The organism is Caballeronia ptereochthonis (assembly GCF_001545075.1).
Taxonomy (GTDB): Bacteria; Pseudomonadota; Gammaproteobacteria; order Burkholderiales; family Burkholderiaceae; genus Caballeronia; species Caballeronia ptereochthonis.
This window is the reverse complement of record NZ_FCOB02000065.1, coordinates 1-13,937: the sequence shown is the minus strand read 5'-3', so window position 1 is coordinate 13,937 and position 13,937 is coordinate 1. Positions and strand designations below refer to the sequence as shown.

The 13,937-nt window shown below is 62.9% G+C and carries 9 protein-coding genes; 4 read left to right on the top strand and 5 right to left on the bottom strand.

All coding sequences use genetic code 11. From position 1 onward, the window contains the following. Nucleotides 1-643: 643 nt before the first annotated feature. Both purU and AWB83_RS34955 read right to left on the bottom strand, forming a co-directional pair. Nucleotides 644-1,519: a formyltetrahydrofolate deformylase gene (gene purU, locus AWB83_RS34960; protein ID WP_087050166.1), complete on the bottom strand. Its 876-nt coding sequence runs from the start codon at nt 1,517-1,519 to the stop codon at nt 644-646. 119 nt (nt 1,520-1,638) lie between these two features. Next, nucleotides 1,639-2,550 (bottom strand): choline sulfate utilization transcriptional regulator, encoded by a 912-nt coding sequence (locus AWB83_RS34955; protein ID WP_087050165.1) that lies wholly within the window; start codon nt 2,548-2,550, stop codon nt 1,639-1,641. A 126-nt stretch (nt 2,551-2,676) separates the two neighbouring features. On the opposite strand from AWB83_RS34955, the gene betC reads away from it, so the two are divergent. The 3 genes from betC (at nt 2,677) to AWB83_RS34940 (ending at nt 6,700) form a co-directional block, all read left to right on the top strand. Continuing rightward, nucleotides 2,677-4,212, top strand: coding sequence for a choline-sulfatase (gene betC / locus AWB83_RS34950; protein WP_087050164.1), 1,536 nt, complete (start codon nt 2,677-2,679; stop codon nt 4,210-4,212). A gap of 43 nt (nt 4,213-4,255) precedes the next feature. After that, nucleotides 4,256-5,203, top strand: a complete 948-nt coding sequence (locus AWB83_RS34945) for a choline ABC transporter substrate-binding protein (protein ID WP_087050163.1) — start codon at nt 4,256-4,258, stop codon at nt 5,201-5,203. Nucleotides 5,204-5,527: 324 nt separating this feature from the next. Further along, on the top strand, nt 5,528-6,700 hold the full coding sequence (locus AWB83_RS34940) for a porin (RefSeq protein WP_096059415.1): 1,173 nt from the start codon (nt 5,528-5,530) through the stop codon (nt 6,698-6,700). Here AWB83_RS34940 and AWB83_RS34935 read toward each other — a convergent pair. The 3 genes from AWB83_RS34935 to AWB83_RS34925 form a co-directional block, all read right to left on the bottom strand. After that, a complete protein-coding gene (locus tag AWB83_RS34935) occupies nt 6,697-7,674 on the bottom strand; it encodes a GlxA family transcriptional regulator (RefSeq protein ID WP_087050169.1) in 978 nt (325 codons plus the stop codon). The two genes, AWB83_RS34940 and AWB83_RS34935, sit on opposite strands and share 4 nt — an antisense overlap. A gap of 120 nt (nt 7,675-7,794) precedes the next feature. Further along, entirely contained in the window at nt 7,795-10,863 is a 3,069-nt protein-coding gene (locus AWB83_RS34930) for an acetoacetate--CoA ligase (protein ID WP_087050162.1), read from the bottom strand. Nucleotides 10,864-11,102: 239 nt separating this feature from the next. Beyond that, nucleotides 11,103-12,356, bottom strand: a complete 1,254-nt coding sequence (locus AWB83_RS34925; RefSeq protein ID WP_087050161.1) for a flippase — start codon at nt 12,354-12,356, stop codon at nt 11,103-11,105. Between the two features lie 295 nt (nt 12,357-12,651). Here AWB83_RS34925 and AWB83_RS34920 point away from each other — a divergent pair, with 295 nt between their 5' ends. Then, complete coding sequence (locus tag AWB83_RS34920; RefSeq protein ID WP_096059414.1) at nt 12,652-13,620, top strand: choline ABC transporter substrate-binding protein; 969 nt, start codon at nt 12,652-12,654, stop codon at nt 13,618-13,620. Nucleotides 13,621-13,937 lie beyond the last annotated feature (317 nt).

Below are 13,937 nucleotides of genomic sequence, written 5' to 3'. Positions count from 1 at the left end.
ATTCTTAATGGTCTATTAGCGTTGCCCCTGTGCGGGGCGGCAGTCACTTTCTTTGCTGCTGCAAAGAAAGTAACCAAAGAAAGCAGCTTTGGCCCGGAGTGCTTCAAATTGACTCGTCGTCATGGTTCGCAGTGGCCCAGCCTCTAAAGAGTGCCCTCGAAGGTCTAACGCGCCGTGGTTCGCGCACGGTCTGCCGAGCTAGAAGTTTAAAGGCGCTGGTTCAGCCCCAAAGCGTTCCGGCACAGCGCTACGCGCTGCCGCAGGGTTTGCAAGGGGAACCAATCTTTAGCGAATGCAGCGAGATGGAGGCGTTAGCCAAGAAGCACGGGCAGACCCGATGAACCCTTCGGCCGCGTAGCGGGCTGGAGCTTTTTTGGTGCTGAACCAGTCAGTTTTGTGGTGCGATGGAGCAGAGCGTGCGCGAGCCACGGTGCGTTGGTTCTTTGAGGGCAACACTTAGGGGCTGGGCCACGCCGAACGATGACGACGAGTCTGCCCGGGCTCAAGCTGCTTTCTTTGGTTACTTTCTTTGCAGCAGCAAAGAAAGTGACTGCCGCCCCGCACAGGGGCAACGCCAATAGACCACTAAGAACTCAGGATTTCACGAAAGCGAAAGCACGAGCGAACCACCCACCCACCACCCTTAACGCAACACCACAGTCCGCTCCCCATTAATAAAAACCCGCCGCTCGATAAACGCCTTAACAGCCCGCGCAAGCGTAATGCATTCCACATCCCGCCCAGTAGCAAGCAACCGTTCCGGACTATAAGCGTGGTCGACGCGCTCGACTTCCTGCTCGATGATAGGCCCTTCATCAAGATCATCGGTGACAAAATGCGCCGTGGCGCCAATGAGCTTGACCCCGCGCGTATGCGCCTGATGATAAGGCTTGGCCCCCTTGAACCCCGGCAGGAAAGAATGATGAATATTGATCGCTCGCCCCGCCAGCTTGCGGCTCGTCTCGCCTGAAAGAATCTGCATATACCGCGCGAGCACCATCAATTCGGCCCCGGAAGTCTCGAACAGATCGAGCAAGCGAGCCTCCTGCTGAAGCTTCGAATCGGCAGTAATCGGCAGATGATGAAACCGCAACCCATGCTGCTCCGCAAGCGGCGCAAGCTCCGGATGATTGGACCCGATACCGACGATGTCCATCTTCAACTCGCCCATGCGCCAGCGGAACAGCAAATCGGCAAGACAGTGCTCGAGTTTCGACACCATGATGAGCACCTTCGGCCGCACGGCGAGATCGTGCATCGCCCAGGTCATCGAAAAGCGCTCGGCGATAGGCTCGAATTCGCGCTTGAGCATCGCCAAGTCGAGCGCTTCGTCCGCCCGCGCGCCGTGAAACACGCAGCGCACGAAGAAGCGTTCGCTCAAATCGTCGTCGAAGACGGTGAACTCGTCGATATAACCGTGATGCCGCTCGAGAAAGCCGACGATGGCGGCCACCTGCCCCGCCGCGCTCGGGCACGAAACGGTAAGCACCAGTTGATCAAAGCGGGAATCGGCTGCCATGCGTGCTCCACATTCGAATGATCGCAGCGCCGCGAAATGCGGCGAACGTACACGCTAGTAGAGCAAACGCAAGCGTCCGGCGGATAGAAGCGAAGCGCCGCGCACCTAGTACGAAAGCGTCAGCCGCCGACGTCGCACTCGTCGAGCAGCCATTCGCTGAAAGCGCGCACGGCGGAGGACGGCTCGCGCGGCGTCACGAGCACGTAGCCGCGATCAGTGACGAGCGGCACATCGCACAGCTCGACGAGCTGGCCCGTCGCGATCAGCTCGTCGATGAGCGGCGCCCAGCCGAGCGCGACGCCCTGGCCCATCACCGCCGCGTGCGCGACGAGCGCGTAGCTGTTGAACGTGAAGCCGCCGTGCGTCGGCGGCGAGGCGAGACCGTGCGCGTCGAACCACGCGTTCCACGAGAGCCAGCGCTCCGGAGAGGTTGGCTCCAGATGCAGGAGCGGCAGCGCGAGCAGATCCGCAGGGGTACGCGGCTTCGTCCCGCCCGCGAGCAGCGCCGGGCTGCACACCGGCACCACGCATTCGGGAAAGAGCTTCACGGCGCGGCGCGAACCCCAGTCGGCCTGCGTCTCGCCGAACACGATGAGGACATCCGCGTGATCGCCCGATGCGCTCGGCATGCTCTGCGACGTGATGATCTTCACATCGACATCGGGCATCAGCGCCTTGAATTGCGGCAGGCGCGGCATCAGCCAGTAGGTGGCGAAGCCGAAGTCGGTCGAGAGCGTGAGCGTGCGCTGCGCACGACGCGAGCGGATATCGGCCGTTGCAGCGCGAATGACGTCGAGCCCCTGGCGAACGGCGTCGAAGAGGCGCACGCCGTCTTCCGTGAGCGTGACGCCGCGATGGCCGCGCTCGAATAGCGCCGCGCCGAGCGATTCTTCGAGCTGCACGACCCGCTGGCTCACGGCGGGCTGCGTCGAGCCGAGCTCGCGCGCCGCGGCCGTGAAGCTCGCGAGACGCGCGGCCGATTCGAACATCAACAGCGCCTGCATCGGCGGCAGACGGTCCGGCCGCGGCATAACTCCCCCTTATGAGCGCATAACGTTTTGCTGTCTTCACAGCCGCGATTTGAACGGCAATAGTGAGGTTGAACGTAGATTCGACGTTCGAGCCTACCGTCTGGATTCTATTCGAGGCACGCATTCATGCTTGAGACGAAACAAAATATTCTTGTGCTGATGGCCGATCAGCTCACGCCCTTCGCGCTCTCCGCATACGGCAACCGCGTGACGAAGACGCCGCGTATCGATGCGCTCGCGCGCGAAGGCGTCGTGTTCGAATCCGCGTATTGCGCGAGCCCGCTGTGCGCGCCTTCGCGCTTTTCGCTTCTCGCAGGCAAGCTTCCTTCACAGATCGGCGCATACGATAACGCCGCCGAGTTCCCCTCCGAGACGCTCACTTTCGCGCACTATCTGCGCGCGGAAGGCTATCGCACGATTCTCTCGGGCAAGATGCATTTCTGCGGCGCGGACCAGTTGCACGGCTTCGAGGAACGTCTCACGACCGACATCTATCCCGCCGATTTCGGCTGGACGCCCGACTGGCAGAACTTCGAAGCGCGTCCGACGTGGTATCACAACATGAGCTCCGTGATCGACGCGGGCCCGTGCGTGCGCACCAATCAACTCGACTTCGACGACGAAGTGACCTTCACCACGCGTCAGAAGCTCTTCGATATCGCGCGCCAACGCAACGCCGGCAAGGATGCGCGTCCGTTCATGATGGTCGCGTCGCTCACGCATCCGCACGATCCGTATGCGATTCCGCGCAAGTATTGGGACATGTATCGCGATGAGGATATCGACATGCCTTCGTATCGCGATGCGCTCGAAGCGTGCGATCCGCATTCGAAGCGCCTGCGCCATGTCTACGAGGCGGATCGCACGCCGCCCACCGATCGGCAGATCCGCAACGCCCGGCGCGCGTATTACGGCGCGGTCTCCTACGTGGACGATCAGTTCGCCTCGATTCTCGAGGCGCTCGAACAGGCGGGCCTCGCGGACAATACGCTCATCGTCGTCACGTCGGACCACGGCGAGATGCTCGGCGAGCGCGGCCTCTGGTACAAGATGAGCTTCTTCGAAGGCGGCTGCCGCGTGCCCTTGATCGTGCATGCGCCGAAGCAGTTTCGCGCGCATCGCGTGGCCGATTCGGTATCGCATCTCGATGTCCTGCCGACGCTCGTCGAACTCGCGCGTGGCGAAGCGCCGCAATCCTGGCCCGACAGCGTCGACGGTCGAAGCCTCGTGCCGCATCTGCGCAAGAGCGGAGGACATGACGAAGCGATCGGCGAATATCTCGCGGAAGGCGCGATCGCGCCCATCGTGATGATCCGGCGCGGGCGCTTCAAGTTCATTCATACGAGCGTCGATCCCGATCAGCTCTACGACGTGAAGGCCGATCCCTTCGAGCGCGAGAACCTCGCAAGCGACGAACGTCACGCCGCGCAGGTTGCCGAATTCCGCGAGGAGATCGCACGCCGCTGGGATCTCGATGCGTTGCACCAGGAGGTGCTGAAGAGCCAGCGCCGCCGCCACTTCCACTTCGCGGCGACGACGCGCGGCACGATTCAGTCATGGGACTGGCAGCCGCACGTCGATGCGAGCCAGCGTTACATGCGCAATCACATCGATCTGGACGATCTCGAAGCGATGGCGCGTTTCCCGGCCGTCGAGCATTGACGATCCAGCCACACACACTCCCCACATCCGACAGGAACGCACCATGAAAAAGGGCTTCATCCATGCGCTCTTCGCCGCCGCGCTCGCATGCGCGGCTTCTCACGCGTTCGCCGCCGAGCCGCAATCGTGCACGCAAGTGCGCATGGCCGGGCCCGGCTGGACCGACATCGAGGCCACCAATGCGATGAGCGGCATCGTGCTGAAGGCGCTTGGCTACAGGCAGAACGTCGCGAATCTGTCGGTGCCGATCACGTACCAAGGCATGAAGAAAGGGCAGATCGACGTGTTCCTCGGCAACTGGATGCCCGCGCAGGCGCCGCTCGTGAAGCCGTTCTTCGAGGAGAAATCGATCGACGTGGTGCGCCCGAATCTCTCCAATGCGAAGTTCACGCTCGCGGTGCCGGATTACGTGGCCGCCGCGGGCGTGCACTCGTTCGCGGATCTCGCGAAGAACGCGGACAAGTTCGACAACCACATCTACGGCATCGAGCCGGGCGCGCCCGCGAACCAGAACATCAAGCGCATGGTCGAGGACAAGGCGTTCGGTCTCGGCGACTGGAAGGTGGTCGAATCGAGCGAGACCGCGATGCTCACGCAAGTGGAGCGCGCGGTGCGCGAGAAGAAGTGGATCGTGTTCCTCGCCTGGGAGCCGCATCTGATGAACACGAAGTTCAAGCTCGCCTATCTCGATGGCGGTGACAAGTACTTCGGCCCGAACTACGGCGGCGCGACGGTCAACACGGTCGCGCGCAGCGGCTACGAGCAGCAGTGCCCGAATGTCGGGCGGCTCTTCAGGCAGATGGCATTCGACGTCGATCTGGAAAACGGCGTGATCACCGATGTGCTGGAGAAGAAGACCAACGTCGATGCCGCCGCAACCGATGCGCTGAAGCGTCATCCGGAGCTGCTCAAGTCGTGGCTCGACGGCGTGACCACGGCGAGCGGCGGCAATGGTCTGGCAGCCGTGCAAACCGCGCTCGGCGTGAAATAAGGCATCGAATGAGATAGCGCCGGTTGCTGCATCCCGCTTTCGCGCGGGATGCATGAGCACGGCACGCGCATCGCGCGCTTCTTTCGGGTCGGTCGCAACTGGACAGATTTTCGTCGCAATCGGTCGAGCCGCGACATATATGGGGCCTTATTTTTACAACGTCGGCGATACGTTCCGATGCGCCGCATAGCAGGTCACGAGCAGTCAGCGGCAGTCTTCCGCAGTTCCCAGCAGGTCATGCGACATGCCATCACGCCACGCGTGCGAGGCAGGGCATCGCTTATTCCAACGACAGATCGATCAAGACGAGCAAAGGACCAGCACATGAGAAAAGCACCTGCCGCGAGCGCCGCCCCGGCACGCGCAACCCGAATCGCAAGCCTCGCAGTCGCCGCAGGCGCGGCCCTGGCACCCGCGCTTGCGCACGCGCAAAGCAGCGTGACGCTCTACGGCATTCTCGATGCGGGCATCACCTGGGTGAACAACACCGGCGGCTCGCATGTCGTGAAGTTCGACGACGGCATCTCGTACGGCAACCGCATCGGCTTTCGCGGCGTGGAGGATCTCGGCGGCGGACTGCAGGCGGTCTTCGTGCTGGAGTCGGGCTTTCACCTCGGCAACGGCCAGTACGCGTTCGGCGGCGCGGAATTCGGCCGCCAGGCGTATGTGGGCCTGAAAAACCAGTGGGGCACCTTATCGCTCGGCAATCAGCTCGACATGACCGAGGAGTTCGTCTATCTCTACAACATTTCGGCGTGGGCGAGCGGCTACGCGATCCATCAGGGCGACTTCGACCGCATGAACGGCGACCGCCTGCCGAACTCGATCAAGTTCCTGTCGAACGACTTCGGCGGCTTCACGTTCGGCGGCATGTATTCGTTCGGCAATGTCGCGGGCAACTTCCATCGCAACAGCGCGTGGAGCGTGGGCGCGCACTACGCCGCGAACACGTTCAATATCGGCGCCGCCTATACGCAGCTGAACAACCCCAATGGCATCTATGCGTTCGATCCGTACGCGATGATCGGCGCGCGCACCTTCCTCGGCCAGCCGACCGTATCCGTCGATCCGGCGACGGGCGCGGTCACCGATCTGTACAGCACGAACCCGTTCCCGGTTGACAAGCAGGGTGCGTTCGCCGTAGGCGCGGCATGGACGATCGGCAACCTGATGCTGTCGGGCAATTTCACCTATACGACCATCAAGGGCCTCGGGCAGACCTCGCACATGCAGGTCTATGAAGGCGGCGCGTCCTACAGCTTCATGCCCGACCTGAGTCTCTACGGCGGCTATCAGCACACGCGCTTCGAAGGCAATCACTGGAATCAGGGTTCGCTCGGCCTGCATTATCTGCTTTCCAAGCGCACGGACGTCTATATCTCCGGCGATTATCTGCGTGCATCCGGCCCGATCGATGCGGTGATCGGCTATAGCTTCACGCCGTCTTCATCGAACACGCAGGCCGACGTGCGCATCGGTATGCGCCACTCGTTCTAGGCTGCGGCGAGCCGCGCGGCGGTGACGGCGCGCAATGCGCTGCGGTCCTGCCGCGGGCTCGTGTTGAAGCGCGCACGATACGTGCGCGAGAAATGCGACGGCGATTCGAAACCGCACGCGACGCACACGGAGAGTATCGACATGTCGGTCTGCTGAAGCAGCTCGCGCGCACGCGCGAGCCGCAGGCCGAGATAGAAATGCGTGGGCGTGTCCTTCAACGCCGAGCAGAAGAGCCGCTCGAGCTGGCGCCTGGTCACGCCGATGGATTCGGCGAGCGCATCGGGTGAGAGCGGCTCCTCCATGTTCTGCTCCATTATGCCGATCACCTGAATCAGCTTGCGATTATGGATGCCGTAGCGCGCCGCGATCTGCAGGCGCTGATGGTCCGAGCGCTGCCTGATGCGTCCCAGCACGAACTGCTCGGACACTTGCGCGGCGAGGCTCGCGCCGTGCTCGCGCGCGATCAGGTCGAGCATCATGTCGATGGATGCCGTGCCTCCCGCGCAGGTGATGCGGCGCGTATCGATCTCGAAGAGCTCCTGGCTCGTCTCGATGCTCGGATACCGTTCCGTGAACGCCGCCGCCGCTTCCCAGTGCAGCGTCGCGCGCTTGCCCGCGAGCAGGCCGCTTTCCGCGAGAATGAAGCTGCCGGTATCGATGCCGCCGAGCGTCGCGCCGCCGCGGTCCAGACGCTTGAGCCAGTCGCCGATCGCGCGCGTGTAGCTCGAAAGCGGCTCGAAGCCCGAGACGACGAACACGGTGCGCGCGTCGCTCACTTCGTCGAACGCGCACTCGGCGTTGAGCGTGATGCCGTTGCTCGCGGCCACCGCGCCGCCGTCCGTGGACAGGATATGCCAGCGATACAGATCGCCCGCGAAGCGGTTGGCGACGCGCAGCGGCTCGATCGCGGACATGAATCCGATCGATGAGAACTCGGGCAGCAGCAGAAAGTAGAAGTCTTGATGAGCGGGCATCGGTCCGATCGATGAAAGTGCGTCGATGAGCGAGCCGTCCACGCTAGCAAGCGCAAAAAGCGCGCGCAATCCGGCACGCCCCGTAGGGCGTGCCGGATCGGGCGTCGAGGCGAATGCAGGTTATGCGCTCGAAAGCGCCTTCGTGAGCGTCTGCGCGACGGTGGCGAGATGCGGCTCCACGACGAGGTCCGTATGCTTGCCATCGATCCGGATGATGCGCAGGCCGTGCTTCGCGACGCGCTGCCACACCGGCAGCGGATCGCCGCGCTCCTGATCGAGGATGGTTGCGCGCACATAGACGATCGGGCCGCCGACATAGCGGTGCGGTCTGTAGGTCGTCATCGCGACGCGCATCGATTCGCGCACGCGCAGGAGCACGGGCGGCAGGCCTTGCGCATCGGGTGCGGCCTTGTGCGCTTGCTGGCCCATGCGCATGCGCACGCGGTCGGCGATCGCGGATGCCTTGCCGCGCATGTAGCCGAAGCGCGCGCGTGCGTCGAGCGCGCGGAATTCGCGCAGGCGTTCGGCGATCACGCCCGCCTGGAAGCGCGTCCACTGCGGGAAGGGCAGGCAGTGCTCGTGCACATAGGTATCGAGCAGGCAGAGCATCTCGATCTTCTCGCCCGCCGCCACGAGCTGCTGCGCGATCTCGAACGCGATCAAGCCGCCGAACGAATAGCCGACGAGCGCGTACGGTCCGCTCGGTTGCACCTCCCGCATGCGCAGCACGTAGCCCTTCGCCATCTCCTCCACGCTGTGCTGCGGCGCTTCATCGCCGTCGAGGCCGAGCGCCTGCAATCCATACACGGGCCGCTCGTTTTGAAGCATACCGGCGAGCGTCAGGCACTCCATCACCGAGCCCGTGATGCTGTGCACCATGAAGAGCGGGCGGCCGCTGCCCGCGCGCATCTGCACGAGCGTCGAGTTTGCGACGCGCGTGTCGGGATCGGCGGCGAGGACGGCGGCGAGGCGCGCGATCGTCGGCGCGACGATCATCGTGGCGAGCGGCAGGACGCGGCCGGTCGCGCGCTGCACGTCGGCGAGCATGCGCGCGGCGAGCAGCGAATGGCCGCCCAGTTCGAAGAAGTTGTCGTCGCGGCCGATCGGCGAGAAGCTGAAGTGCTGCTCCCAGAGCGCGCAGAGATACGTTTCGATCTGCCCGACCGATTCGCCCGGCGGGGGCAGTTCGCGCCGCTCGCGCGAGAGCGACGGATGCTCGCGGATCTGCCCGAGACAATCGGGATTCGCGAGCGACGACGCATTGCGCGCCGGCAGGCCGTTGACCGCATCGCGCGCGGCGGCCTCGGACGGCTTGCCGTTGTGCGTGACGGGCAGGCCGTCGACCTGCACGATCACGTCCGGCACGAGTGCGGCGGAGCCCTGGCGCTTGAGATCGCGGCGCACGCGCGCGGCGAGCGCCGCATTCAGCTGCGCGCCGGGGCGCAGCACGAGCAGCAGCACGATGCGCTGCCCGTCATCGCCCGCATTCGAGCCCGTCTGTGGCACCACCATCGCGTGACGGACCTCGGCGATCTCGCTCAGGATGCGGTATATCTCGCCCGGGCTCACGTTGATGCCGCGCACGTTGAGCACGCCGTCGCTGCGGCCGTGCAGGCGCGCGGAGCCTTGCGGCGAGAACTCGATGACGTCGCCGTGCGTCCAGACGCCTTCGTTCGCGGCGAAATACGCCTTGTGAAAGCGCGAGCCGTCCTGGTCGCCGAAGAAGCCGAGCGGCCGCGACGGAAACGGATTCGTGCAGACGAGCTCGCCCGGCATGATCGTGGTCGCGCCCTGATCGAACGCCTGCACGTCGAGACCGAGGCTCCTGCATTGCGCCTCGCCCGCATAGACGGGCAGGTTCGGGTTGCCGAGCACGAAGCAGCCGATGATGTCCGTGCCGCCCGAAATCGACTGCAGCTGCAACTGCTTCACATGCTCGTGGACCCACTCGAACTGCGAGTCGTAGAGCACGGCGCCGGTGGACATCATCGCGCGCAGGGCGGAGAGATCGAACTGCGCGGCGGGTTCGAGCCCGGCGTCCTCGCTCATCTTCAGATAGGCGGGGCTCGTGCCGAACACGGTCGCGCGCTCGCTGGCGACGATGCGCCAGAGCGTGTCGACGGTGGCCACCGGGCCGTCATAGGTGACGATCTCGACGCCCGAGGCGAGCACGGACAACTGCCAGTTCCACATCATCCACGAGCAGCTCGTGTGGAAGAAGAGCTTGTCGCCGGGACCGAAGTCGCTGTGCAGCCGGTGCTCCTTCACATGCTCGATGAGCGTGCCGCCCGCGCCGTGCACGATGCACTTCGGCTTGCCCGTGGTGCCCGACGAAAACATGATGAAGAGCGGATGATTGAACGGAAAGCGCTGCCAGCTGAACTGCCTGGCGTCGCCGCGCACGATCAGCGAGCGCAGCTCGTGCTGGCGCTGCGTCACCGAGCTCGGCAGATCCGTTTCGTCCAGACAGACGATGTCCGTGAGCGACGGCAGCTGCGCCGCCACCGCGGCGACATGGCCGGAGATCGAGCCGCCCGTGTCGAAGGGGCGCTGCGTCGTGTGCGCGAACATCATCCTGGGTTCGAGCGGCGCGAAGCGGTCGAGGATGGCCTGCACGCCGTTTTCCGGCGCGGCCGTGGAGAGCGTCGCGCCGAGCGCGGTCACCGCGAGGGCGACGGTGATCGCGTCGCCGTCGTTGCGCATGATCGCGACGACGCGGTCGCCCGGCTTGAGGCCGAGTTCGGACAACGAATGCGCGAGGCGCACGACGCGCTCGCGCAGCTCGCCGCGCGTATAGGTGACGTGGCGGCCGTCGGCGTAGCAAGAGGTGAGCGCGGGTGCGCCGTCGGGCGCGATGCGCTTGCCGAGCAGATTTTCGGCGTAATTCAATTCGACATCGGGGAAAAATCGTGCCGTTTCACATCTGTCGCCGATACAAACCGGTGTGTTCGATCCGGACCATTCCAGCCCACGCGCCGATTCGAGAAAGCATTTCCAAAATTGCCGATATTCGCGGGCCGTATAAGCATGCAGTTCGGAATAATTTACAAAGTGCTCGCCGGTCGCTTTTTCGAAGGCCTGGATAAAGGCTGTCATGTGCGAAGCGGCAATTTGTTCGGCCGGCGGCTGGAAAAGGGGCTCGCGCGCATAGAGTCGCGCATTCTCCCGGATGGTGTCTTGACGGTCCATTTTTCTATGCACCTTTGATTTGGACTGCGGGTCTGATTCAGGGTACCCCGTTAGAAATCCTTGCTATGTGCGACCAGCCACAAAGTTTGCGGCGTGTCGCGCAGGGTTTGCTCTTACTCAAGCGTCATTCAATGTGTCTGATTCATGAACAGCGGAAATAACTACTCTTCATCTCCGCTCGCATATTGATTCAGGTTAGCGCCCTGGCGCAAATACATAAACTATCAATCGAAACTGACCTATTGAAGTGCGGCTTTGCGCAGAAACGGCACGCCGTGCATATAGAGCGTCACGGCCATCGAGGCGGCGATGGCGGTTTCCACGGCCAGCACCGTCGCTGCCGCGCCTTGTTCTCCGAACAGGTTCGCGAGCACCGCGAGCAACAGGAAGTTCAGCACCGCCGAGCCGACCAGGATGCGCGTGAACGGCGTCTTCATGCCGAGCGGCAGCATGGTCTGAACGCCGAACAGGTCCGAAAGGCCTGCCATCAAAGGCACGAAGGCCATCCAGCGCAGGACGCCCACGGTCGGCTCGAACTGCGACCCATACAGCAGATGAACGGCGAGCGGCGTGCCGAAGAAGATCGCGAGCGAAGTGGTGAGGACGATGCCGCCTTGCACCACGAACATCACACGAAGGAACGCGAAGGCGTCCCCGCGCGAATGATGCATCAGAAAACTGATGCGCGGATACGCCGCCGTCTTGAGCGGGCTCAGCATGTTGAGCGCGGCGCGAATCAGCTTGTCGCCGGCTGCGAAATAACCCGCTGCGACATTGCCCGCCATCAATGCGAGCACCACGATATTGCTCGAAGCGTAAATCTCGACGATGGCCGTCGCCATGAACACGCTCCAGCCGTTCTTAAGTTCGCGCACGATCGAGGCGAACGGAACCCATGCGAAATCGATCTCGTTTCGCAGGAACAGATAAACGAGTACCGCGATGCCGGTGACGAGCGGAACCATCGCGTTGATGCCCATTGCCCAGTAAATATCGGTCTGTTCGCGCACGAGCAGAAACATCGCCGGAATGCTGAGCGCGCGGCCGATGAATACCAGTGTGCTGATGACGGCGAGATCCTCCATGCCCTGAAAGTACCAGGTGGGAATCAGCATCGTGCCGATGACCAGACCGAACCCCAATAACAGGAGCGTGCGGTTTTCTTCGAGTATGGGAAAGATGAAGGTGAGGGCAAGCAGAATGGCAAGACCGGCGACGGCAATCAGGGTCTGGGCAAAAATGGTTTCCCAGAAAATGCGCGAGCGCGCGGCGCGGTCGTGGCGATTAATGGAGATTTGCGGCGTGGCCGTGAGCGAGAAGCTGTAGTTCGTGGAAATCACGAAATAGCTGAGAAACGCGAGCCCGAACGCGAGCCGGCCGTAGCCGCTGGGGGACAGCACGCGCGCGAGCCAGGGCAACGTCAGCAGGGGCACCAGATAGGTGGAGATCTGCATCGTCATCAAGATCGCGAAGTTTTTCCGGAACGACGCCATGATTGTTATTCCCTGCTTATGCGACCGTTTCCGGCCCCCGAGTTGGTCTTGCGTTCGAGGCATGTCCCTGCCTTCCGCGCGGTATCCATTGGAGCGAAACGGCGTGCGACTTTCAGTTGGTTGGCCCACTGAATGCCCGCACACTAGCGTGCCGCGAGCGGGCGCGGAACAGGTCGCATGCAGTCAAGTGGCGGTCGCTAGCGGGCGTTCGTGCACCTTTATGCGACGTTACTTTGTATGCACGCCGGCGCCACGAACCGGCCCATCGTATAAACCCCTGACTGGAAGGCACGCCATGAGACATCGCCTGATTTCGAAACTGCTGTTCGCCGGAACCTGTGCTGCGGGTGTCGCGTTTGCCGTGACGCAGGACGCGCGCGCGGCGGGTGCGGAGGACGCCAGTTGCCGCACTGTGCGCTTCGTCGATATCGGCTGGACCGACATCACCTCGACGACCGCGCTTGCGTCGGTCGTATTTGAAGGACTTGGCTATGCGCCGAAGACGACGGTGGCGTCCGTGCCGATCTCGCTTGCGGGGCTGAAGAGCAAACAGATCGACGTGTCGCTCGGCTATTGGTGGCCGGTGCAGCAGAAGGCGGTGGAACCGTTCCTCGAGTCGAAGAGTATCCAGAAGCTCGAACCGCCGAATCTTTCCGGCGCGAAGGCGACGCTTGCCGTACCGAGCTATGCCTACGATGCGGGCATCAAGACGTTTTCCGATATTGCGAAACATCGCGACGAGCTGGACGGCAAGATTTACGGCATCGAGCCGGGCAGCAGCGCGAACGCGAAGATTCAGAAGATGATCGATTCGAACCAGTTCGGGCTGGGTGGATTCAAGCTGGTGGAGTCGAGCGAAGCGGGGATGCTGGTGACGGTGGAGCGCGCGGTCCGCGAGAAGAAGCCGGTGGTGTTTTTGGGCTGGGAGCCGCATCCGATGAACATCCAGATGAAGATCAACTATTTGGCTGGCGGGGATGAGGTGTTCGGGCCGAACTACGGCGAGGCGCGGGTCTATACGTTGACGAATCCGGATTTCCTGACGCGCTGCCCGAATGCGGGGAAGTTTGTTTCGAATCTTCGCTTTACGACCGATCTTGAGAATCGGTTGATGCAGCCGGTGATGAACAAGGAGCGGCCTCAGGAGGCGGCCAAGGCCTATCTCAAGCAGCACCCGCAGGTGTTGGATGCCTGGCTCGCAGGCGTGAAGACTCTTGATGGTAAGGAGGGGCTGCCTGCGGTTAGGCAGTATTTGGGGCTTTGAGGTTGTTAGTTCGTTCGTTCGCTTGCGCTTTTGGGGAATCCTGATTTCTTAGTGGTCTATTAGCGTTGCCCCTGTGCGGGGCGGCAGTCACTTTCTTTGCAGCTGCAAAGAAAGTAACCAAAGAAAGCAGCTTTGGCCCGGAGTGCTTCAAATTGACTCGTCGTCATGGTTCGCAGTGGCCCAGCCTCTAAAGAGTGCCCTCGAAGGTCTAACGCGCCGTGGTTCGCGCACGGTCTGCCGAGCTAGAAGTTTAAAGGCGCTGGTTCAGCCCCAAAGCGTTCCGGCCCAGCGCTACGCGCTGCCGCAGGGTCTGCAAG

Excerpts from the sequence above, each read along its gene's own strand:
- purU (WP_087050166.1), bottom strand. The coding sequence starts at position 1,519 with ATGGCAGCCGATTCCCGCTTTGATCAACTGGTGCTTACCGTTTCGTGC.
- AWB83_RS34955 (WP_087050165.1), bottom strand. The coding sequence starts at position 2,550 with ATGCCGCGGCCGGACCGTCTGCCGCCGATGCAGGCGCTGTTGATGTTC.
- betC (WP_087050164.1), top strand. The coding sequence starts at position 2,677 with ATGCTTGAGACGAAACAAAATATTCTTGTGCTGATGGCCGATCAGCTC.
- AWB83_RS34945 (WP_087050163.1), top strand. The coding sequence starts at position 4,256 with ATGAAAAAGGGCTTCATCCATGCGCTCTTCGCCGCCGCGCTCGCATGC.
- AWB83_RS34940 (WP_096059415.1), top strand. The coding sequence starts at position 5,528 with ATGAGAAAAGCACCTGCCGCGAGCGCCGCCCCGGCACGCGCAACCCGA.
- AWB83_RS34935 (WP_087050169.1), bottom strand. The coding sequence starts at position 7,674 with ATGCCCGCTCATCAAGACTTCTACTTTCTGCTGCTGCCCGAGTTCTCA.
- AWB83_RS34930 (WP_087050162.1), bottom strand. The coding sequence starts at position 10,863 with ATGGACCGTCAAGACACCATCCGGGAGAATGCGCGACTCTATGCGCGC.
- AWB83_RS34925 (WP_087050161.1), bottom strand. The coding sequence starts at position 12,356 with ATGGCGTCGTTCCGGAAAAACTTCGCGATCTTGATGACGATGCAGATC.
- AWB83_RS34920 (WP_096059414.1), top strand. The coding sequence starts at position 12,652 with ATGAGACATCGCCTGATTTCGAAACTGCTGTTCGCCGGAACCTGTGCT.